Source organism: Curtobacterium sp. MCSS17_007, from assembly GCF_003234175.2.
Lineage (GTDB): Bacteria > Actinomycetota > Actinomycetes > Actinomycetales > Microbacteriaceae > Curtobacterium.
In genome coordinates this window covers 1,141,354-1,162,925 of record NZ_CP126257.1, presented here as the reverse complement: position 1 = coordinate 1,162,925, position 21,572 = coordinate 1,141,354, and the positions used below count along the sequence as shown (strand labels likewise).

Genomic DNA, 21,572 nt, shown 5'->3' with positions numbered 1-21,572 from the left:
CGACGAACGGGGGTCCTGCACGCGCAGGACCCCGTTCGTCGTCGGTTCAGACCGCCTGCGCTTCGAGCACCAGCGCGGTGCCGGGCGCGAGCGACGGCAGCCGGACGCCGAGGTCCTCGAGCACCGCACCGGGCAGCTCGACGCTCCCCTGCTCCAACCACGGTGTCCGGGTGACGTCGACGCCCTCCGGCACGCGCAGCCCGGTCACCGGGGCGACGCGGTAGCGCCGCTGGCGGTCGAGCCCGCGGAACCGCAGCGGCACCGCGAGCGCCCGCGGTCCGGTCACGCTCCGCACGACGCGTGCGAGCGCCTTGCTCCGGTCCGCCCCGACCACGATCGTCGTGCCGAGGCCGGGGTCGCCGAGGTCGACGTGGTGCACCCGCCCGGTGTGCAGCAATCCGCGCTCCCGCTTGTAGAGCGCCGTCCACTCCCGCAGCCGGTCGCGCTCGGCGGCCGTGCAGCGCGTCACGTCGGTCTCGATACCGGCGCTGCCGAACAACGACACGGCCATCCGGAAGTCCAGGTCGAGGTGCCGCCCCGTCGTGTGCGAGACCTCGGGTCCGACGTGCGAGCCGATCAGCTCCGGCGGGAGCAGCAGCTCGGTCCACCGCTGGATCGCCAGCCGTTCCACCGCGTCGTTCGAGTCGGAGGCCCACACCCGGTCGGTCCGCTCGAGCACGCCGAGGTCCACCCGGGCACCGCCGGACGCGCACGCCTCGATCTCCAACCACGGGTGCCGCCGCCGCAGCTCGTCCATCACCGCGTACACGCCACGCGTGTGGGCGCCGAGGCCGACCCGTCCGGCGTGCACGGTCTGCACGACGTCCCGGTTCTGGTCCCACTTCACGAAGTCGACGTGGTGCTCCTCGATCACCGCGGACATCCGGTCGAGCACGTGCTCACGGACCGCGGGGTCCGCGAAGTCGAGCGTGTACTCGTGCCGCCAGGTCCGCGAGTCACCGGGGTCCTGCAGGAACCAGTCCGGGTGCGCCTCGGCGAGGGCCGACACCGGGCTGACGCACTCCGGCTCGAACCACAGCCCGAAGTCCATCCCGAGCGCGCGCACCCCGTCGACGAGTGGTCCGAGCCCGTCCGGCCACACCTCGGCGTCGACCGTCCAGTCGCCGAGCGACGTCGTGTCGGACCGTCGGCCCGTGAACCATCCGTCGTCGAGCACGAACCGCTCGACCCCGACGTCCGCCGCGGCCCGCGCGAGGTCGAGCAGCGGTTCGAGCTCCTGCCGGAAGTACACCGCCTCCCACGTGTTGAGGACCACCGGACGCGGGGTGGCCGGGTGCCCGGGCCGCGCGCGGAGCGAGTCGTGCAACCGCGCGGACAGCCCGTCGAGTCCGGCGTCGCTCCAGACGAAGACCGTCTCGGGCGCGGTGAAGGTCTCCTCCGGTCGGAGGACCACCTCGCCGGCCCGCAGCAGTTCGCCCGCGCCGAGCAGGGTCCGGGCCTCCGCCAACCGGTCGATGCGGTGCACGGTGTCCGCGCTCCACGCCGGGTGCACGGCCCACAGTTCGCCGAGCGCGTCGTCGAAGCCGGCCGTGCCGAGCACCGTCAGCGTCGGGGCGTCGTGCCCGGTGCGCCCGCGGCGGCTCTCGCGCACGTGCACCCCGTCGGTGAGTGCCCGCCGCTGCGGGGTCCGCTCCCGCGTCCACCTGCCGGCGAGGTCGAGTACCTCGGCCGCGCGGTCGCCCACCGGCAACACGGCCTCCAGCGCGGACAGCTCGACCTCCTCGGCACCGGTGTTCGTCACGGTCTGCCGGACCCGCAGGACGCCGGCTGCGTCGAGCGTGAGGACGAGGCGCAGCGTCAGCGCGTCGGAGACGGCGTCCACCAGGAGCTCGTCCTCGGTCCCGGCGACGGCGACCTCGCGCCAGACCGGCACGAGCGGCCGGTTACCGACCTGGCCGGCGATCCCCGGTCGTCCCTCCCACCCGTCGTGCTCGGTGGGCAACAGGGTGAGCGGCCACGCGGCGTCGTACGCACTCGGTGAGACCGCACGGTCCTGCGCGAGCACGAGGTCGTGCGCGTCCGACGTCGACACCGGCCCGGTGTCCCGGCCCCAGTGCAGCACCTCGGGGAGCCCGTCCGACCGTGTCGCGACGACCAGCCCGACGCCGCCGCCACGCAACACGTGCACGACCCGCTCCGGCAGGCCGATCGCCGCGACGTCGCGGTCCACGACGGTCATGCCGTCGCCGCCTCGAGGAGCACGCGGACGTCACCGGCGGGCACGACCGTCTCCGGGCCCTGCCCGGAACCGTCGAGCAGGTCCGTACCGGACGCGACCACCGTGACGTCGTCGTCGCGGTGGTTGATGAGGAACAGGACCCCGGAACCGTCGTCGCGGACGCGACGCACCGCCTCCAGGCCGGGAGGCGCGGTGACCGTCCGCGGCACCGCCCGCTCCTCGACGACCCGGTCGACGATCCGCTGCACGCCGTCCTGGGCGAGCATCGCGGACACGTACCAGGCGCCACCGCCGACGGCGCGGCGGGTGACCGCCGGGCGACCGGCGAGCGGTCCGTCGGCGTGGCGCAGCACCACGTCGGCGTCCTCGACCACGAGGTCCTCGGCCCAGTCGGTGACCACCGTGCCGTCGTCGAGCCGCGCGTGCTCGTCGCGCTGGAGCGGGACGAACTCCTCCGCCCAGACACCGAGCACCTCGCGGAACGCGCCCGGGTAGCCCCCGGCCAGCACCCGAGCGGTCTCGTCCACGATGCCCGACGCGTAGGTGACGAGCAGGGTCGCGCCGCGGTCGACCACGGCGCTGATGCGCGCTGCCGAAGCCGCATCGACGACGAAGAGCGTCGGCAGGACGACCACGTCGTACCCGGCGAGGTCGGCGTCGAGCGGCACCACGTCCGTCGTGACCTGCCGACGCCAGAACGCGGTGTGCCACGCCCGGACCTCGTGGCCGTACCGCAGCCCGCGGTGCGGCTTCAGACCGGTCTGCAGCGCCCAGCCGGAGGCCTCGTCCACCACGATCGCGACCCGTGCGGGCTCCACCGGAGCACCCTGCACCGGGCCGAGCGCCCGGAGCGCGCGGCCGAGGCTGCACACCTCACGCCAGACACGGGTGCGGGTACCGGCGTGCGGGACCATCGCGGAGTGGAACTGCTCGGCACCGGCCGTCGACGCACGCCACTGGAAGAACAGCGCGCCGTCCGACCCGCGGGCGACGTGCGCGAGCGAGTTCCGGACCAGCTCGCCGGGCGCCTTCGCACGGTTGCGCTGCTGCCAGCTCGGGCCGCCGGTCGAGTGCTCCATGAGCAGCCACGGCGTCCGCCCGCGGGCGATGCCGCGCATCCGGTCGGCGGACACCGCCAGGTCCTCGGCCCGGTCCGGGTCGTCGACGAGCGTGTAGTGGTCGTTCGCCGGGATCGCGACGTGCCGTGCCCACTCGGCGTAGTCGACGACGTGCGAGCCGGCCCCGACCATGAAGTTCGTCGTCACGGGGACGTCCGAGTGCTGCTCGATGACCTCACGCTCGGCGGCGTAGTGCGCGAACAGGGCGTCCGATGAGTACCGCTCGAAGTCGAGCGCGAGACCCGGGTTGGGCGCCCCACCGACTCCGCGCGGGGGCGAGACCTCGTCGAAGGACGTGTAGGTGTGGCCCCAGAAGGCCGTGCCCCACGCCGCGTTCGCCGCGTCGACGTCCGGGTACCGCTCACGGAGCCACCGTCGGAAGTCCGCTGCCGACACCTCGCAGAAGCAGCGCCCGTTGCCGCCGCCGAGTTCGTTGCTGACGTGCCAGAGCCGCACGGCGGGGTGCCGGCCGTAGCGCTCGGCGATCGCTCCGACGATGCGGAGCGCGTGCTCGCGGAACAGCGGGGAGGCGGGGCACCAGCCGAGTCGTCCGCCGGGGCGCTCGCGTCGTTCGCTGGCGTCGACCGGGAGTACCTCGGGGTGCGCGGTCAGCAGCCAGTTCGGCGGAGCCGCCGTCGGCGTCGCGAGGTCGACCGCGATGCCGTCGGCGTGCAGCAGGTCGAGCACCTCGTCGAGCCACGACCAGGTGTACTCCCCCGGCGACCGCTCGAGCAACGCCCACGAGAACACCCCGACCGTGACCAGGTTCACCCCGGCCTCACGCATCAGGCGGACGTCCTCGTCCCACACCTCGCGCGGCCACTGCTCGGGACTGTAGTCACCTCCGAAGGACAGCCCTTCGGTGAGCCAGGGCACGGAACGGGCAGCGGTCACGACATCTCCTTCGACGGTGGACATGACCAGCATCCCGTCCGCCGATGACGTTTGTCAACTCGTGTAACTAAGCGGCCACGAGGGCCACGAGGATCAGTACCGGAGGGACCGGCGGATCGCCAGCACCGCTGCCGCGCGTGCCCACTCGGAGAACTCGAACGGCTGCACGATGACGGTGACCGCCGCGTCGTACGGACGCAGGCCCTGCCGGAACGCCTCGTCGACCTCGGTCCGGGCGATGTCGTACACCGGCAGTCCGTCGCCGGTGAGGACGATCGATTCCGGGTCCACGAGTGTCACGACCGAGGAGAGGAGCGAACCGAGGGCCCTGCCGGCGTCACGGAAGGCCTGGAGCGCCTGCGGTTCCCCCGTCCGTGCCCGCTCGACGACCTCGTCGTAGGAGTCCTCGGGGGCGCCGGCGTTCTTCGCGATGATCGAGCTCGGCAGGTAGCTCGACACGCACCCGTGGTGCCCGACTCCGCAGTCGGGGCCGCCGCCGTGCACCGGCAGGTGCCCGACACGACCGAAGCGCCCGTGGGACCCCTCGGACACCTCACCGTTCGTCACCAGGCCGAACCCGACACCCGTGCCGACCGTGACGAGTGCCATCGACCGCACCCCGGCACCGGCGCCGATCCAGTGCTCCTTCGCCGTCAGGGCGTCGACGTCGTTCGACGTGTGGGTCGTGAGCCCGGTCGCCACCTCGAGGAGACCGGACAACGGCACGTCACGCCACCCGAGGAACTGCGACACCTCCACCACGGTGACCCCGTCTCGCGTGACGACGTCCCCGGGAACGGAGACGCCGAGCGCGCAGATCGCCGGCGACGACCGTCGGAGCTCCCGGACGACCTCGGCGACCTGCGCCACGAGCACGCCGGGCTCGGTGTCCCGCAGGGCTTCCTCGTGCAGCGCCAGCACGCGACCACCGAGGTCCGTGACCGCGGCGTAGATGCGGTCCCGCGTGAGCTTCACCCCGACGAACTCCCACTCGCCCGCACTCGCCCGCAGCAGCTCGGACGGCCGACCGGTGGCGCCGCGGACACCGGTGCCCACCTCCGTGACGAACCCGTGCTCCTGCAGCGTCCGCACAGCGCGGGTCAGGCTCGCTCGCGACAACCCGAGCGCCCGGGCGATCTCCGCGCGGGAGAGCACACCGTGCACGAGGATCTCGCGCAGTGCCGCTCGGGTGGCATCGGTCAGCACCGGCCAGACGGCTCCCGGCTCCGGGAGCGCGACCTCGAGGTGATCGGTCATCGCTCTCCTTCGTCGTCGGCCGATCCTACTGCTGCGGACGCCTGCCGACGGACCCCGTGAACGCAGGAAACCCCTGACCAGTGCTGGTCAGGGGTTTCCTGGTGTTGCAACGTTGAGTCCGGCGGCGTCCTACTCTCCCACAAGGTCCCCCTTGCAGTACCATCGGCGCTGAGAGGCTTAGCTTCCGGGTTCGGAATGTGACCGGGCGTTTCCCTCTCGCTATGACCACCGGAACACCTTCGACCCAATCTTTGGATCAAAACCGTTCCTTCAAGCTCATTGCTGAAGTATTCAGTTTGATTCCCGATCGTCTGTCGGGAACCACAAAGTGGACGCGAGCCCGCAGCGGTGAACCGCCACGGTAAAAGTTGTGTTGTCAAGTCTTCGGCTTATTAGTACCGGTCAGCTCCACGGGTCGTTAGTCCCCGCTTCCACATCCGGCCTATCAACCCAGTAGTCTGCTGGGAGCCTCTCACACTCAAGGTGCATGGAAATCTCATCTCGAAGACGGCTTCCCGCTTAGATGCTTTCAGCGGTTATCCGGTCCGAACGTAGCTAATCAGCGGTGCCCTTGGCAGAACAACTGACACACCAGAGGTTCGTCCATCCCGGTCCTCTCGTACTAGGGATAGATCTTCTCAAATTTCCAACGCGCGCAGCGGATAGGGACCGAACTGTCTCACGACGTTCTAAACCCAGCTCGCGTACCGCTTTAATGGGCGAACAGCCCAACCCTTGGGACCTACTCCAGCCCCAGGATGCGACGAGCCGACATCGAGGTGCCAAACCATGCCGTCGATATGGACTCTTGGGCAAGATCAGCCTGTTATCCCCGAGGTACCTTTTATCCGTTGAGCGACAGCGCTTCCACAAGCCACTGCCGGATCACTAGTCCCGACTTTCGTCCCTGCTCGACCTGTCAGTCTCACAGTCAAGCTCCCTTGTGCACTTACACTCGCCACCTGATTGCCAACCAGGTTGAGGGAACCTTTGGGCGCCTCCGTTACTCTTTGGGAGGCAACCGCCCCAGTTAAACTACCCATCAGGCACTGTCCATGAACCCGATCAGGGTCCTACGTTAGACATCCAAAGTGACCAGAGTGGTATTTCAACAATGACTCCACGAACACTAGCGTGCCCGCTTCACAGTCTCCCACCTATCCTACACAAGCCACTCCGAACACCAATACCAAACTGTAGTAAAGGTCACGGGGTCTTTCCGTCCTGCTGCGCGTAACGAGCATCTTTACTCGTAGTGCAATTTCGCCGAGTTCGCGGTTGAGACAGCTGGGAAGTCGTTACGCCATTCGTGCAGGTCGGAACTTACCCGACAAGGAATTTCGCTACCTTAGGATGGTTATAGTTACCACCGCCGTTTACTGGGGCTTAAATTCAGAGCTTCGCCCGAGGGCTAACCCTTCCTCTTAACCTTCCAGCACCGGGCAGGCGTCAGTCCGTATACATCGTCTTGCGACTTCGCACGGACCTGTGTTTTTAGTAAACAGTCGCTTCCCACTGGTCTCTGCGGCCTTCAACGCTCAACAACGAGAAGTCGTATCACGTGTCCGGCCCCCCTTCTCCCGAAGTTACGGGGGCATTTTGCCGAGTTCCTTAACCACGATTCTCTCGATCTCCTTGGTATTCTCTACCTGACCACCTGAGTCGGTTTCGGGTACGGGCGGCTGCAACCTCGCGTCGATGCTTTTCTCGGCAGCATAGGATCACTGATTTCCCCTAACGGGTACGCGTCGGATCTCAGGCACACAGACGACGGATTTGCCTATCGTCAGCCCTACATCCTTACACCAGGTTCACCTTACGGATACCATCGCCTGGCTCAGCTACCTTCCTGCGTCACACCTGTTCATACGCTAGCCGCACCAGCATGGGGTCGAGCGTTAGACCGGACACCATCACCCCGAAGGGATCCGGTGAGCCGGGTTAGGACTCTTAGCACCACTGGATTAGCTTGGGCGGTTGTTCGCCGGTACGGGAATATCAACCCGTTGTCCATCGACTACGCCTGTCGGCCTCGCCTTAGGTCCCGACTTACCCAGGGCGGATTAACCTGGCCCTGGAACCCTTGGTCTTTCGGAGGACGGGTTTCTCACCCGTCTTTCGCTACTCATGCCTGCATTCTCACTCGTGTAGCGTCCACGGCTGGATTACTCCGCCGCTTCACTCGCCACACGACGCTCTCCTACCACTCCGCACGACTGAACCACGAAGGCTTGTCTGTGTGCGAAATCTACAACTTCGGCGGTGTGCTTGAGCCCCGTTACATTGTCGGCGCGGAATCACTTGACCAGTGAGCTATTACGCACTCTTTCAAGGGTGGCTGCTTCTAAGCCAACCTCCTGGTTGTCTGTGCAACTCCACATCCTTTCCCACTTAGCACACGCTTAGGGGCCTTAGTTGGTAGTCTGGGTTGTTTCCCTCTCGACGATGAAGCTTATCCCCCACCGTCTCACTGCTGCGCTCTCACTCACCGGCATTCGGAGTTTGGCTGACGTCAGTAACCTGTTGAGGCCCATCGGCCATCCAGTAGCTCTACCTCCGGCGAGAAACACGCAACGCTGCACCTAAATGCATTTCGGAGAGAACCAGCTATCACGAAGTTTGATTGGCCTTTCACCCCTATCCACAGCTCATCCCCTCCATTTTCAACTGAAGTGGGTTCGGTCCTCCACGACGTCTTACCGTCGCTTCAACCTGGCCATGGATAGATCACTTCGCTTCGGGTCTAGGACATGCGACTGAACCGCCCTATTCAGACTCGCTTTCGCTACGGCTACCCCACACGGGTTAACCTCGCCACATATCGCTAACTCGCAGGCTCATTCTTCAAAAGGCACGCCGTCACCCCTACAAGGAGGCTCCGACGGTTTGTAAGCAAACGGTTTCAGGTACTATTTCACTCCCCTCCCGGGGTACTTTTCACCTTTCCCTCACGGTACTTGTCCGCTATCGGTCATCTGGGAGTATTTAGGCTTATCAGGTGGTCCTGACAGATTCACACGGGATTTCTCGGGCCCCGTGCTACTTGGGATACACATCCGGCCATAACACCATTTCGTCTACGGGGCTGGCACCCACTACGGCCCGGCTTTCAAACCGGTTCGACTATGATGCGCTGTAACCGCCCCAGTCCGGCAGAACTGAGCGACGTGTCCCACAACCCCGACCATGCAACGCCCGCCGGCTATCACACATGATCGGTTTAGCCTCATCCGCTTTCGCTCGCCACTACTCACGGAATCACATGTTGTTTTCTCTTCCTGTGGGTACTGAGATGTTTCACTTCCCCACGTTCCCTCTACCCGCCCTATATATTCAGGCGGGAGTCACCAGGTCGACAAGTCGCCTGGCGGGGTTTCCCCATTCGGAAATCCTCGGCTCACAGCTCGATTATCAGCTCCCCGAGGCTTATCGCAGATTTCTACGTCCTTCTTCGGCTCCAGATGCCAAGGCATCCACCGTTTGCTCTTAGAAACTTGACCACAAAGATTAAAATTGCGATCGACTCGAACAACAACCAAGCCCGAAAGCTTCGTCATCGTCACGAGCGATCTAAGATGCTCGCGTCCACTGTGTAGTTCTCAACATACGATCGGCACCACACTCCCCGAACCAAACCAGTCCGCTTCACGTGGCCCACCGAAGGACCGTTCCGGCCCAACCCCTACCAACGCCAGCATCCGAAGACACCAACCGGCAGGAAGCCTGGTCCCTCAGGACCCAACAACGTGCACCAGCCGACCCGCTCACCCCCGACCCCTTCCAACCAGCGAACTGGCGTACTAAGACCGGAAGACGCGCTCCCGACTGCACTGTCAATGTTCCACCCATGAGCTAACCGTCGGACACGTTCGGTCCGAAACGGCGCCTGGATCCCAGCGAACTGGAACCAGATGCTCCTTAGAAAGGAGGTGATCCAGCCGCACCTTCCGGTACGGCTACCTTGTTACGACTTAGTCCTAATCACCGATCCCACCTTCGACGGCTCCTTCCACAAGGGTTAGGCCACCGGCTTCGGGTGTTACCGACTTTCATGACTTGACGGGCGGTGTGTACAAGGCCCGGGAACGTATTCACCGCAGCGTTGCTGATCTGCGATTACTAGCGACTCCGACTTCATGAGGTCGAGTTGCAGACCTCAATCCGAACTGAGACCGGCTTTTTGGGATTCGCTCCACCTTACGGTATCGCAGCCCTTTGTACCGGCCATTGTAGCATGCGTGAAGCCCAAGACATAAGGGGCATGATGATTTGACGTCATCCCCACCTTCCTCCGAGTTGACCCCGGCAGTCTCCTATGAGTCCCCGCCATAACGCGCTGGCAACATAGAACGAGGGTTGCGCTCGTTGCGGGACTTAACCCAACATCTCACGACACGAGCTGACGACAACCATGCACCACCTGTACACCGACCACAAGGGGGCGACCATCTCTGGCCGTTTCCGGTGTATGTCAAGCCTTGGTAAGGTTCTTCGCGTTGCATCGAATTAATCCGCATGCTCCGCCGCTTGTGCGGGCCCCCGTCAATTCCTTTGAGTTTTAGCCTTGCGGCCGTACTCCCCAGGCGGGGCGCTTAATGCGTTAGCTACGACACAGAAACCGTGGAAAGGTCCCTACATCTAGCGCCCAACGTTTACGGCGTGGACTACCAGGGTATCTAATCCTGTTCGCTCCCCACGCTTTCGCTCCTCAGCGTCAGTTACGGCCCAGAGATCTGCCTTCGCCATCGGTGTTCCTCCTGATATCTGCGCATTCCACCGCTACACCAGGAATTCCAATCTCCCCTACCGCACTCTAGTCTGCCCGTACCCACTGCAAGCCCGAGGTTGAGCCTCGGGATTTCACAGCAGACGCGACAAACCGCCTACGAGCTCTTTACGCCCAATAATTCCGGACAACGCTTGCACCCTACGTATTACCGCGGCTGCTGGCACGTAGTTAGCCGGTGCTTTTTCTGCAGGTACCGTCACTTTCGCTTCTTCCCTACTAAAAGAGGTTTACAACCCGAAGGCCGTCATCCCTCACGCGGCGTTGCTGCATCAGGCTTTCGCCCATTGTGCAATATTCCCCACTGCTGCCTCCCGTAGGAGTCTGGGCCGTGTCTCAGTCCCAGTGTGGCCGGTCACCCTCTCAGGCCGGCTACCCGTCGTCGCCTTGGTGAGCCATTACCTCACCAACAAGCTGATAGGCCGCGAGTCCATCCCCAACCAAAAAATCTTTCCACCACCAGACCATGCGGCCAGTGATCATATCCAGTATTAGACGTCGTTTCCAACGCTTATCCCAGAGTCAGGGGCAGGTTACTCACGTGTTACTCACCCGTTCGCCACTAATCACAGGAGCAAGCTCCTGATCATCGTTCGACTTGCATGTGTTAAGCACGCCGCCAGCGTTCGTCCTGAGCCAGGATCAAACTCTCCGTAAAAAAAATTACCAACCCACCACCGAAGCAGCAGGCCGAGTTGATACTGACCGTTGACTGTCCACTGGACAATCTTCAATCCAAAAGGAATTGTCTCCGACCCAACCCACCGAAGCAGGCCAGGCACGGGGTCAAAATAATTGGCATTGACAATGTGCACGCTGTTGAGTTCTCAAGGACCAGACGCACCCCCCACTCGACTCCAGAAGGAGCTCCGCCAGAGGGACTGGAAGTTCGTTGCCGGGGAAGAACCGTGGCGGACAAGATCCCCAGGTGAACCCGGTGACCGTCTCGGCCGTTCCGTTCTCCGCCTCAGCGGCAACGAGTGATTACTCTACACACGCTCCAGGGGCTCGGCGAACCGGGTCGACGCCCGGGCGTGTCGTCCCCCGACTTCCCCGAGAACTCGCGGAAGGAGGGGTACCACGCAGCCGATCGCGCTCGACGATGGAGCAGTCGATGTCGAGTGGGCACCCGTGAGCCGACGTCTGCTGCTCCATCGACGGCCGCCCGACGTGGGTCCCGACCCGGGAACGACGGGAGGCACGGTGCGGAACCGCACCGTGCCTCCAGGCTGGACCGCCGAACGGTCTACTCCGCCGCAGCCAACTGGCCGCAGGCGCCGTCGATCTCCTTGCCGCGGGTGTCGCGGAGGGTCGTCGGGATGCCGGCGGCGTTGAGCCGCCGGACGAACTCGTCCTGCACGTGGGGCTCGGACGAGGTCCAGACCGAGCCCGGCGTCGGGTTGAGCGGGATCGGGTTGACGTGCACCCAGCCCTTGCCGCGCGCGTTGAGCTTCTCGGCGAGCAGGTCGGCGCGCCACGCGTGGTCGTTCATGTCCTTGATGAGCGCGTACTCGATCGAGACGCGGCGCCCCGTCTTCGCGTAGTACTCGTAGGCGGCGTCGATCGCCTCGTCGGCCTTCCACCGCGAGTTCACCGGGATGAGCTCGTCGCGGAGCTCGTCGTCCGGCGCGTGCAGCGAGAGCGCGAAGGTCAGCGGGATGTCCTCGTCCGCGAGCTTCTTGATGGCCGGCACCAGGCCGACCGTCGACACCGTGATGCCACGAGCGCTCATGCCGAGCCCGTGCGGCTGCGGCGCGATCATCGTCCGGACGGCGTCCATCACCCGCTTGTAGTTCGCGAGCGGCTCCCCCATGCCCATGAAGACGATGTTCGTGACGCGCTCGGCGTCGACGCGGTCCTGCCCGCCCTTGCGCGGGTCGCCCCCGAGCTCACCGGCGGCGATGGCCGCGTTCGCACGGACGATCTGCTCGATGATCTCGGCCGTCGACATGTTGCGCGTGAGGCCGGCCTGTCCGGTGGCGCAGAACGGGCAGTTCATGCCGCACCCGGCCTGCGACGAGACGCAGAGGGTGATCCGACCGGGGTAGCGCATGAGCACCGACTCCACCAGTGCGCCGTCGTGCAGCTTCCAGAGGAACTTGATCGTGTCGCCCTTGTCGGTCGCCAGACGACGGGTCTCGGTGAGCAGCGGCGGCAGCATGCCCGCAACGAGCTCCTCACGCTGGGCGGCGGGCAGGTCGGTCATCGTCGCCGGGTCCGACGACCAGTGCGTGAAGTAGTGCGTCGACAACTGCTTCGCGCGGAAGCCGGGCAGGCCGAGCTCCTTGACCTTCTCGACCCGTTCCTCCACCGTCATGTCGGCCAGGTGCACCGGCGGCTTGCCCCGCTTCGGCGACGCGAACTGCAGGAGCGGACGGCCCGCCGAGTCCTGCGCCTGGGTCCACCCCTCGGTGCGCGGGCGCACCTGCGGACGAGCGGAACGCTGCTCTTCGAACGGGGTGCGGGTCTCGGTGGCCATCACTCCAGTTTACGGGAGGCGCGCAAGGCCCCGGGACGGGGGTCCGTCACTCCCCCGCCGGCAGGAGCCGTGCGAAGTGGTGCGCGTTCGCGTACACCGGCACGATGTCGACCGGGTCGCCCGGGTGCGGCGCCTGCAGCACGAGACCGTCGCCGAGGAAGATGCCGACGTGGTCCTCGTTGTCGAAGACGACCAGGTCGCCGGGCAGCGCCTCGGACCCGGGGATCGTCGTCGCGACGGCGTCCTGCGTCGGCACGTAGTGCACGAGCGGGATCCCGACGGCCGCGTACGCCACCATCGTCAGACCGGAGCAGTCGATGCCGGAGTGGCTGGCACCACCCTCGAGGTACGGGTCGCCCATGTACTGCAGGGCCGTCGACACGATGGTCGCGCGCTTGCCGCCGGCGGACAGCACCTTCGAGATGGCGCCCTCGGCCTGCTGGGTCGTGACGCCCCACTTCGTGACGATCGTGGGGTAGGACACGACGGTCGTGGTGGTCGTCATGCCGTCGGTCTGCACGACCGGCACCTCGACGTCACGGGCGACGGTGAAGGACTGGGCGTCGTACCCGGCGACGGTCGCCGACGAACCCTGCGCGGAGGACTCCGGAGCAGCGTTCGCGGGTACCGCGAGGGTGAGGCTCGAGGTCACGGCGAGCGCGGGTGCGAGCAGGATCGCCGCACGCTTGGCGTTCGCGGCCCGGCGGACGTGCCGCGGGTCGGCAGCACGCTCCGCACGGAGTGCGGCGGTGCGGGAGAGCACCGCGGACCCGGCGACCGCGGTCGAGGCGACCGGACGTGGCGCGGACAGCGTGACCGTGCGGGCGGGCTTCGTGTGCTCGACGAAGGTGGCACGGGCGACGGCGGGACCGAGGGCGGCGCGGCGACCACGGGGGCGGCGCAGCTCGGCGGGTGCGGTCGGCTCGGGTGCTGCCGACTGGTCGCCGTCGGGGGCTGCGGGCAGGGCGTGACGTCCCATGGTTCCTTCCGGGTCGATCGAACGACTCGGGAAGATAACGTATTGGTCACGGACCTGTGACCGCCTGAGCAGTGTGCCCCGGTTCCTGCGGTTCGTCTCAGCCTGCGCCGCTCCTCGGGGCGCGGTCGGGGTGTCCGGAGCGCAGCGCCTCAGCCGCGCTCGAGGTGGGCGCGCACGCGCTCCTGCAGCGCGAGCGCGTCGCGGTGGTCCCAGAGTCCGAAGTGCGTGCCGCCGGGCAGCGTCACGAGTTCGGCGTCCGGCACGGCCGCGGCGGCGCGGGCGCTGTGCTCGAGGGGGACCTCGGTGTCGGCGTCGCCGTGCACGAGGAGCGTCGGGGCCGCGACGGCACCGAGGTCGAGGTCGTCCACCGCGCCGAGCACCCGCACGTCGTTGTCCCACCCGGGTCGGTTCCGACCGCCGGCGTTGCCGCTCGTCGAGAGGTCGATCACGACCCGGCGCCGTGCCCGGTCGTGCAGCACGTCGGCCACGTGGTCGGACAGTGCGCGGCCGCGGAGCGAGCTGACGCCCGCCTCGGCCGTCCGGACGACCACGGACGGCAGCAGCCGCCCGGCGAGCGCCGCGGCGACGGCCCCGAGGGTGGTGTGCGCGACCACCCACTCGGCGGGCGAGGGCGTCGGTGGCGCCCAGCGCGCGGAGAGTCCCGCGACGACGACCAGTGCCCGGAGCCGGTGGGGGTGGCGGACTGCGAAGCGGTAGGCGGCCGGTCCCCCGCCGGACCAGGCGAGCACCGCGACCCGGTCGATGCCGAGGTCGTCGAGGAGCGCGGCGTACCGGTCGACCTCGTCGTCGAGCGAGGCGTGCTCGGGGACCAGCGACGTGCCCGTGTACCCGGGGCGGGAGAGCGTCACGACACGGAAGCGGTCGGACGGCAGGAAGCGCGCCATCACGTCGGCCGCCCGGATCGCGCCGGGGGTGCCGTGCAGGACGAGGACCGGAGCGCCGGTCCCGCGCACGGCGACCGCGATCCTGGCCGTGCCGGTGCTCGGCGACGTTCCCGACTGCATCCCTGCACGGTACCCAGCGCACCATGGGACGGACCCGGCGGACCTGGTGGACGCACCGTGTGTCTCCCGGCAGACCTGCGGGTCCGGACAGCCGACGGCGGGCCTCAGAACGAGCGGGGCGCGAGGGACCGTCCGCCCCCGGCGACGGCGATCCGCCGTCGTTGTCCGCGGAGCGTCTCCCCCGGGTGCTCCCCGTACCGCGCGCCGTAGGCGCCGGAGAACCGCCCCATGTGGCGGAACCCGCACGAGTGCGCGACGGCGGACACCGATGTCTCACGGGCGTCGGCGAGCTGCAGCGCGAGCCGGGCCTTCTCGAGCCGGAGGTCACGCAGGAACGCGGACGGGGTGGTGCGCTCCTGCCGTTGGAAGGTCTCCTGCAGCGTCCGCACGCTGCAGTCCGCCGCGGCGGCGATCTCCGCCGCCGACAACGGCCGGGCGAAGTGGGCGTACATGTACGCCTTGGCGCGCTCGAGGGCGGCGACCGGCGCGTCGGGCGGGCCGGTGTCCGGGCCGGGGCGGAAGGCATCGAGCACCGCCTGGGCGAGACGGAGGTCGAGCATCGCCCGCTCCCCGTCCGCGACGTCCACGTCGAGCATCGGCTCGGCGACCTCGCGGAGGACCCGCTGCAACGGCGCGAGGCGGGTGGACGGCACGGCCACCGGGAACGCCAGCGGCACCGGGGCGTCGGTGCCGCCGACGACGGCGACCGCTTCGAGGAAGTCGGCGTCGAAGTGCACCAGGTGCAGCGTGCCGGGCGGCGCCGTCACCGTGAACGGACGGCCGGCGGGACACATCACCGGGACGCCCGGACGGAGGGTGACGCCGTCCTCACGGTCGGGGTCCACGACGACACCACCTTCGACCGACCACGCGAGCAGGTACTGCCGTTCGGGCGCGAGCACCCCCGTGCTCTGCACCGAGACCGACGAGGTCCGGAGGCTGACGCGCCCGTCGCCCGTGGATCGGTAGCGGAAGGAGAACGCCTCCTCGTCGTCGGGCTGGAACACCAGGTCGCGGCCGTCGTACACCGACTCGTAGAAGGCACGGGCCTCGTCCGGGTCGGTGCCGCTGCGCAGGACCTCGCGCACCGACGTGCGGCGGAGCTCGACGGCGTGGTCCTCCGCGGGCGGGACGTCGGTCGCGGTGATCACGTGCGGGCACCGCCTCCTGGACCGCGGACCCGTGCGAGGTCCGCGAGCGACGGCGCCACGCCACCGTCCGGCACGACCCATCCCCGACGCGCGGCGCGCCGGAGGTTCCGGTAGCTGGTGATCTTGACCTGCTGGACGCGCTGGTCAGCCTCGTACGTCGACATCTCGTGCTCCCTGCATCACGCACGCCCGGTGCCGCGGCCCTCGGGATCGGCGGATCCTGCGGCTGGGTGGTGGCGGTCACCGGACGAACTCGTCGTGGTCGCGACGGTACGCGCGACGTCGCGACCGTCCCCGGGACGGAGCGGCGGTCCGCGCACTTCGGACGGACCGGGCGGAACGCGGGTGCGCGAGCGGCGGACGGGAGGCGCGGTGCGGGCCCGGCACGCGCCTCCCGCCCGCGTCCGGTCGCCCCGGTCGACCGGTCCCCCGTCGTCCGTCACCGGCTCGTGACCCCCGCCCGCCGTTGCCGGTCCGGCAACGGGTCTTGCGTCCGGTCGTTCGGACACGCTGCACTGGGCGGATGCACGAACACGACGACGCAGCGCAGCGGGCTGCGGACCTCCCCGCGTCCGCGCTCGCCTGGTGGGAGGCGCGGTACGCCGGGTCGGACGGGATCTGGTCCGGTCGGGTGAACGCCGTGCTCGCCGAGGTCGCCGCCGACCTGCCGCGCGGTGGCGGTCGGGCGCTCGACCTCGGCTGCGGCGAGGGCGGGGACGTCGTCTGGCTCGCCGAGCAGGGCTGGACCGCCACGGGCGTCGACCTGTCGTCGACCGCCGTGGCGCGGGCCGAGCGGGCGGCCGACGCGGCGGGGGTCGCCGATCGGACGGCGTTCGTCGCGGCGGACCTGGCGACGTGGACGCCGGCTCCCGGGCAACGGTTCGACCTGGTGACGGCGTCGTTCCTGCAGTCCTGGCCGGTCGAGATCCCGCGCGACGCCATCCTGCACCGGGCGACGTCCTTCGTCGCACCGGGCGGGCACCTGCTGGTCACGGCGCACGCCGCACCACCGCACGCCGGACTCCCCGAGGAGTTCCGCTCGTACCGGTTCCCCACGCCCGCGCACGACCTGGCCGCGATGGGGCTCGACGACGGGTGGCAGGTCGTCGTCGCCGAGGGTCGCCCGCGCACGACGACGGGGCCCGACGGCCACCGGCACGACACCGTCGACGGCGTCGTGCTGGTGCGTCGGCGGCCCGACGGCGGACCGTCCGATCGGTGACCGCGGGCGGCAGCGCGGCGGACGGGAGCACGACGGACGGGGTGCTCGCCACGCTCGAGGTCGTCGGCCGAGGACACCCCTGGTCAGGTCGTTCCGCGCGACGATCGTCGACGTCTGACGGTCGGCGGGCGTCACTCGCGTAGCGTCGCCGACGTGTTCCTGATCTTCGGCACCCGCGGCACCGACACCCTGCTCACCGTGGTCCACTTCGTCTGCGGGGTCTGCGGCGTGCACGCGGCGCAGCGGGTGGTCCGACGCACCACCAAGCTCAGCCTGTTCTTCGTGCCGCTCGTGCCACTGTCGCGGTCCTACCGGAACGAGTGCGTCAACTGCGGTGCCGTCACGCGGCTGACGGCGGAGCAGGCCGACCACGCGCAGGCGTGGGCGGCCGGGCACCCCGGCGCCTGATCCGCGTCAGCGCGTGCCGCCGTCGAGCGGCAGCGCGTCGCTCGTGGTGCGCAGGGTCTCCTGCCGGATCTCCAGCTGGGTGACCGCGAGCGCGGCCAGGTCGCGGAGGTTGGCGAGGTCCGCCTCGGTCGCCTCGCGCGGTCGGACGTCGAGCACGGCGAGGGTGCCCACGGCGGTGCCGTCGTGCCGGAGCAGCGGGACGCTGACGTAGAAGCGGATGCCGAGCGGGCCGGTGACGAGGGGGCTCTGCCGCATCTCCGGGTGCACCGAGCCGTCGGGGATGACCACGGGCACGGGGACCGGGGCGAAGCCGCTCCGGAACGAGATGCTCCGCGCGGCCTCGTCGATGCCCTCGGCGATCCACGACTGCGTCCACTCGCGGTCCTCGTCGAGGACGTCGACCAGTGCGATCGGCGCGTCGAACAGCCGGGCGGCCATCGCGACGGTGCGCTGCAGCGACTCCTCGGGCAGCGTGTCGAGGGTGGCCGGGCGCCCCGTGTCGGCGGCCGGGTGCTGCTGGCCGGACTGGTGCTGCCCGGTCTGGTTCGTCGCACGGTGCTGCCCGGTGGACGGGGCGCCGGGCTGCGCGGCGGCGGGCTCCGCCGTCGCCGTGCCCTGCTGCTGCGCGCCGGTCGCGTCCGCGCCCGTCGCCGCGCCCGTCGTCTCGGCGATCAGCACGTCCCGCAGCATCGTGACGAGCTGCCCGCCGAGGGGTCGGGCCGCCGGGTCCTGTGCGGTCATCGCCCGGAGCAGGTGCTTCCACGGCTCGGACAGCGGCTCCGGCACCACCGGGTCACGGGAGAGCCGGGCGATGGCCGACTCGACGAGCGACCCGGGGAACTCGCGCCGCCGGGTGAAGCACTGCAGCAGGACGAGGCCGAGCGAGTACACGTCGCTCGCCGGACCGACGTCGGCGCCGCGGGCCTGCTCGGGGCTGAGGTACGCGGCCGTGCCGGTGGTCACCCCGTCGGCGGTGAGCCGCTCCACCCCCGCCGCCAGCGCGATCCCGAAGTCCGTCAGGCGTGCCCGGGCGCGCTCGGAGGCGTTGCCGTAGTCGACGAGCAGGATGTTCGACGGCTTGATGTCCCGGTGCACGACCCCGCGGGCGTGGATGTAGTCGAGCGCCTCGGCCATGTCGTAGCCGATCTCGGCGATGTGCCGCGACGCCAGGGGCCCTACGGACAGCCGCGCCTCGAGGTCCTGTCCGACGACGAGCGACATCACGAGGAAGCGCTGCGCGGTGCCGTCGGCCCCGGTCACGACCCCGGCGTCGAGCAGGCTCACGAGGTTGTGGTGCTCGAGGGCGGCGAGCACGCCGAGTTCGGCCTCCTGCCGGGCGATGTCGACCGACCCGGGGTGGAAGAGCTTCACGGCGACCGGGCGGTGCAGGCTCTCGTCGGTGGCGCGGTAGACCACGGACATGCCGCCCTGGCCGATCGCGCCTTCGATGCGGTACCGACCGTCGAGGAGCGGCGCGGCGTCGTCGTCGTGTCCCATTGGTCCCTCGTCGTCGTCTGCGGGCAACGATGCATCTTCGCATCCCCGTGGCCGTCGCGTCCGCCGTGCCACGCTCGGCGGACCGTCCGGCGCACCGGGGCCGCGCTCGGCGGTGCACCGGTGCGCCGCTAGCGTGGGCGACATGAGCGACCACGACACCGCGACGACCGGATCCGACGGCACCGACCACGCCTGGGAGGAACGGGTCGCGGCGCTCTGGGCGGACGGCTCCGTCGACGACACCGAGCGGATCGACCGGATGCGGGACATCGCCGCCGACGCACCGCACCCCGCGCTCGGTGCGTTCGAGCTCGGGGGCGCGCACGACTCCGGCGGTCGCGAGGCCGAGGCACACGAGCACTACGCGGCGGCGACGGCGTCCGGACTGGCGGACGTCGACCCGGACCGCGCTGCGCAGCTCGTCGTGCAGCACGCGTCGACGCTCCGGAACCTCGGACGGGTGGACGAGGCGATCACGATGCTCCGCGACGCCCCGGCACACCCCGCGACGGGAGCGGCCCCGCGGGTGTTCCTGGCGCTCGCCCTGCACAGCGCCGGGCGGGTGGACGAAGCGCTCCGGGTCGCAGTCGAGGCCCTGGAGCCGACGCTCCCCCGGTACAACCGGTCGGTCCGTGCGTACGCCGCCGCGCTCACCGACGACGACCCCTCGCGCACGTCGGACCCGCAGCGGTAGCCTCGGCCGCGAACGGTCGGCCCGACGAAGGAGTCTGCGATGCCCGCACGGTTCGTGTACTGGATGAACGTCTCGGTGGACGGGTACATCGAAGCCGCCCCCGGGGAGCACAGCGGACCGGACGGCCCCGGCTGGGTCCGCATCGACGAGCAGCTCCACCAGGAGTTCAACGACCGCGCCCGAGCGATGACCCTGTCGGTCGAGGGCCGGGTCGTCCGCGAGCTGATGGACCCGTACTGGCCGGACGCCCGCTACGACGAGGACTCCCTGCCGGTCGAGCGCGAGTACGGCGAGATCTGGACGGCGCAGCCGAAGGTCCTGGTGTCGCGGACGCGGACGACGGCCGACCACAACACGCGGGTCATCGGTGCCGACGGGAACGCGATCGAGGAGCTCGCAGCCATCCGTGCCGAGGGTTCCGGGGACGTCGCGGTCGGCGGTGCGACCCTCGCGACCCAGCTGCTCGACGCGGGTCTCGTCGACGAGCTGCTGCTCTTCGTGCACCCTGCCGTGCTCGGCGGCGGTCGGCCGCTCTTCGACCCGCCCGCGTCCGGCCGACGTCCGCCGCTCCTGCTCGACCTGCTCGAGACGAAGCGCTTCGACAACGGGGTGGTGCTCCACCGCTACGACGTGCAGCACTGACGCAGTGCGGGGGTTCAGCAGCCCCGACGCGACGGACGGGAGGCGCGGTGCCGGCCGGCACCGCGCCTCCCGTCGTTCGTGGTCCTACTGGACGCGGGTGGTGCGTGTCAGTGCGGTGCGGGTGCCGCCGGTGAGGTGGACCAGGACCGGGATCTGCCGGCCGAGGGTGTGGTCGAGGGTGGTCAGGGCGTGGTCGACGGCGTCGAGGACGGTGATCGCGTCACCACCCCGGCGGACGTGGACCCTGATGCGTGCGGCGCGGGTCTTCTTCACCAGGTACGTGTCGACCTTGGAGGTGACGATGTCGTGGACGCCGGCGAGTTCGTGGTCGATGACGTCCCGCACGAGCGCGACGTTCACGGTGACCTGGTCGTCGCCGGAGCGTTCCCGGACCGCGACACTGGTGCCGCCACCACCACGGGTGGACACCACGACCAACGCCAGGACGATCACCACGACGCAGATCGCGGCGATGATCCACAGTGCGGTGTCGGGGACGATGACCTGCTCCGGGAGGGTGACGTACTGCTGCAGGGCGTCGCGGACGGGTTGCAGGACGCCGGCGCCGATGACGACGCCGACGATGATCGCGATCAGGCCGATCAGGAACAGCAGGACCCGGTTGAAGCCGCGGTTGGTGCTGGTCATGCCAGGGTTCCCTTCTGGTCCACGGTGACCGTCACGGCGGTGCCGTGCTTCCCGCCGAGCCGGCCGAGTCGTTCCTGGACGGCGTGCTCGACGACGTGGGTGTCGACGGGGATGCCGGACAGGGGCACCACGTGCACCTCGGTGCGGTGCCCGCGTGCGGACGCGGACGTGTTGGACTCGGGCACGCCGGCTGCGTGGGCGGCGGCGTTCGCGGCGGTGGAGGCCAGGATGCGGGTGTCGATCACGACCGCACCACGGTCACGGTCGATCCCGGACCGGGGCTGCCGACCAGGCTTCACTGCGAGGACGACCAGGACGATGCCGGCGATGACCAGGGCGGCGGCGATGACCTCGGCGATGGTCGTGAACGCCGCGTCCGGCTTGAGGGCGGTGTCGACCACGGTCTGCGGGTCCGCCAGCAGCGGCCCCTGCCCGATGGCCTTCAGGACCGCTTCGGTGCCGATCCACGCCGCGACCACCGCCACCACGACCAGGGTGATCGCGACCGCGGTGGACCGGGACCGGTGGATGCTGCGACGACGCAGCCGCTTCTCGAGCTGTTCAGTGCTCAT

The 21,572-nt window shown here is 68.8% G+C and carries 15 protein-coding genes and 3 rRNA genes; 4 read left to right on the top strand and 14 right to left on the bottom strand.

The annotated features are described in order from the left end of the window. Nucleotides 1-46 precede the first annotated feature (46 nt). From DEJ22_RS05450 to DEJ22_RS05400, 11 genes are all read right to left on the bottom strand, one after another. On the bottom strand, nucleotides 47-2,200 hold the full coding sequence (locus DEJ22_RS05450) for an alpha-galactosidase (protein WP_111225680.1): 2,154 nt from the start codon (nucleotides 2,198-2,200) through the stop codon (nucleotides 47-49). Beyond that, a complete protein-coding gene (locus DEJ22_RS05445; RefSeq protein WP_258379488.1) occupies nucleotides 2,197-4,212 on the bottom strand; it encodes a beta-galactosidase in 2,016 nt (671 codons plus the stop codon). The genes DEJ22_RS05450 and DEJ22_RS05445 overlap by 4 nt, the downstream gene beginning before the upstream one ends. Before the next feature lie 93 nt (nucleotides 4,213-4,305). Next, nucleotides 4,306-5,469, bottom strand: a complete 1,164-nt coding sequence (locus tag DEJ22_RS05440) for an ROK family transcriptional regulator (protein ID WP_111225679.1) — start codon at nucleotides 5,467-5,469, stop codon at nucleotides 4,306-4,308. Nucleotides 5,470-5,585: 116 nt separating this feature from the next. Then, nucleotides 5,586-5,702 (bottom strand): 5S ribosomal RNA (rrf, locus tag DEJ22_RS05435). Nucleotides 5,703-5,841: 139 nt separating this feature from the next. Beyond that, nucleotides 5,842-8,969 (bottom strand): 23S ribosomal RNA (locus DEJ22_RS05430). Between the two features lie 422 nt (nucleotides 8,970-9,391). After that, a 16S ribosomal RNA gene (locus DEJ22_RS05425) occupies nucleotides 9,392-10,913 on the bottom strand. Together the 16S, 23S and 5S rRNA genes form the textbook arrangement of a ribosomal RNA operon. A gap of 588 nt (nucleotides 10,914-11,501) precedes the next feature. Then, complete coding sequence (gene rlmN, locus DEJ22_RS05420; RefSeq protein ID WP_111228538.1) at nucleotides 11,502-12,734, bottom strand: dual-specificity RNA methyltransferase RlmN; 1,233 nt, start codon at nucleotides 12,732-12,734, stop codon at nucleotides 11,502-11,504. Between the two features lie 46 nt (nucleotides 12,735-12,780). Then, nucleotides 12,781-13,713, bottom strand: coding sequence for a C40 family peptidase (locus tag DEJ22_RS05415; RefSeq protein WP_111228539.1), 933 nt, complete (start codon nucleotides 13,711-13,713; stop codon nucleotides 12,781-12,783). Nucleotides 13,714-13,862: 149 nt separating this feature from the next. Further along, nucleotides 13,863-14,738 carry an alpha/beta fold hydrolase gene (locus tag DEJ22_RS05410; RefSeq protein ID WP_111228540.1) on the bottom strand — a complete coding sequence of 292 codons (876 nt, stop codon included), beginning with the start codon at nucleotides 14,736-14,738 and terminating at the stop codon, nucleotides 13,863-13,865. A 104-nt stretch (nucleotides 14,739-14,842) separates the two neighbouring features. Then, nucleotides 14,843-15,889, bottom strand: a complete 1,047-nt coding sequence (locus DEJ22_RS05405; RefSeq protein ID WP_111228541.1) for a helix-turn-helix domain-containing protein — start codon at nucleotides 15,887-15,889, stop codon at nucleotides 14,843-14,845. Beyond that, entirely contained in the window at nucleotides 15,886-16,053 is a 168-nt protein-coding gene (locus DEJ22_RS05400; protein ID WP_181431000.1) for a hypothetical protein, read from the bottom strand. The genes DEJ22_RS05405 and DEJ22_RS05400 overlap by 4 nt, the downstream gene beginning before the upstream one ends. A gap of 359 nt (nucleotides 16,054-16,412) precedes the next feature. On the opposite strand from DEJ22_RS05400, the gene DEJ22_RS05395 reads away from it, so the two are divergent. Continuing rightward, nucleotides 16,413-17,111, top strand: a complete 699-nt coding sequence (locus tag DEJ22_RS05395) for a class I SAM-dependent methyltransferase (protein WP_111228542.1) — start codon at nucleotides 16,413-16,415, stop codon at nucleotides 17,109-17,111. Between the two features lie 153 nt (nucleotides 17,112-17,264). Then, nucleotides 17,265-17,519, top strand: coding sequence for a zinc-ribbon domain-containing protein (locus DEJ22_RS05390; protein ID WP_111228543.1), 255 nt, complete (start codon nucleotides 17,265-17,267; stop codon nucleotides 17,517-17,519). A gap of 6 nt (nucleotides 17,520-17,525) precedes the next feature. On the opposite strand, the gene DEJ22_RS05385 is transcribed toward DEJ22_RS05390, so the two are convergent. Next, complete coding sequence (locus tag DEJ22_RS05385) at nucleotides 17,526-19,016, bottom strand: protein kinase domain-containing protein (protein ID WP_111228544.1); 1,491 nt, start codon at nucleotides 19,014-19,016, stop codon at nucleotides 17,526-17,528. A 142-nt stretch (nucleotides 19,017-19,158) separates the two neighbouring features. Between DEJ22_RS05385 and DEJ22_RS05380 the strand changes: the two genes are divergently transcribed. Both DEJ22_RS05380 and DEJ22_RS05375 read left to right on the top strand, forming a co-directional pair. Further along, a complete protein-coding gene (locus DEJ22_RS05380) occupies nucleotides 19,159-19,710 on the top strand; it encodes a tetratricopeptide repeat protein (protein ID WP_111228546.1) in 552 nt (183 codons plus the stop codon). A gap of 39 nt (nucleotides 19,711-19,749) precedes the next feature. After that, the gene (locus DEJ22_RS05375; protein WP_111228545.1) at nucleotides 19,750-20,352 is read left to right on the top strand and encodes a dihydrofolate reductase family protein; all 603 of its coding nucleotides are present in this window, start codon (nucleotides 19,750-19,752) and stop codon (nucleotides 20,350-20,352) included. Nucleotides 20,353-20,436: 84 nt separating this feature from the next. Here DEJ22_RS05375 and DEJ22_RS05370 read toward each other — a convergent pair whose 3' ends face one another. Together DEJ22_RS05370 and DEJ22_RS05365 are read right to left on the bottom strand one after the other, a co-directional pair. Continuing rightward, nucleotides 20,437-21,000 carry an Asp23/Gls24 family envelope stress response protein gene (locus DEJ22_RS05370; protein ID WP_284174810.1) on the bottom strand — a complete coding sequence of 188 codons (564 nt, stop codon included), beginning with the start codon at nucleotides 20,998-21,000 and terminating at the stop codon, nucleotides 20,437-20,439. Further along, nucleotides 20,997-21,572, bottom strand: a complete 576-nt coding sequence (locus tag DEJ22_RS05365) for an Asp23/Gls24 family envelope stress response protein (RefSeq protein WP_284174809.1) — start codon at nucleotides 21,570-21,572, stop codon at nucleotides 20,997-20,999. Before DEJ22_RS05365 ends, DEJ22_RS05370 begins: the two co-directional genes overlap by 4 nt.

Bases quoted from the DNA above. Each gene is read 5' to 3' on its own strand.
- DEJ22_RS05370 (WP_284174810.1), bottom strand. From the start codon at position 21,000: ATGACCAGCACCAACCGCGGCTTCAACCGGGTCCTGCTGTTCCTGATC.
- DEJ22_RS05415 (WP_111228539.1), bottom strand. From the start codon at position 13,713: ATGGGACGTCACGCCCTGCCCGCAGCCCCCGACGGCGACCAGTCGGCA.
- DEJ22_RS05450 (WP_111225680.1), bottom strand. From the start codon at position 2,200: ATGACCGTCGTGGACCGCGACGTCGCGGCGATCGGCCTGCCGGAGCGG.
- DEJ22_RS05410 (WP_111228540.1), bottom strand. From the start codon at position 14,738: ATGCAGTCGGGAACGTCGCCGAGCACCGGCACGGCCAGGATCGCGGTC.
- DEJ22_RS05365 (WP_284174809.1), bottom strand. From the start codon at position 21,572: ATGAGCACTGAACAGCTCGAGAAGCGGCTGCGTCGTCGCAGCATCCAC.
- DEJ22_RS05375 (WP_111228545.1), top strand. From the start codon at position 19,750: ATGCCCGCACGGTTCGTGTACTGGATGAACGTCTCGGTGGACGGGTAC.
- DEJ22_RS05385 (WP_111228544.1), bottom strand. From the start codon at position 19,016: ATGGGACACGACGACGACGCCGCGCCGCTCCTCGACGGTCGGTACCGC.
- rlmN (WP_111228538.1), bottom strand. From the start codon at position 12,734: ATGGCCACCGAGACCCGCACCCCGTTCGAAGAGCAGCGTTCCGCTCGT.
- DEJ22_RS05400 (WP_181431000.1), bottom strand. From the start codon at position 16,053: ATGTCGACGTACGAGGCTGACCAGCGCGTCCAGCAGGTCAAGATCACC.
- DEJ22_RS05395 (WP_111228542.1), top strand. From the start codon at position 16,413: ATGCACGAACACGACGACGCAGCGCAGCGGGCTGCGGACCTCCCCGCG.
- DEJ22_RS05380 (WP_111228546.1), top strand. From the start codon at position 19,159: ATGAGCGACCACGACACCGCGACGACCGGATCCGACGGCACCGACCAC.
- DEJ22_RS05440 (WP_111225679.1), bottom strand. From the start codon at position 5,469: ATGACCGATCACCTCGAGGTCGCGCTCCCGGAGCCGGGAGCCGTCTGG.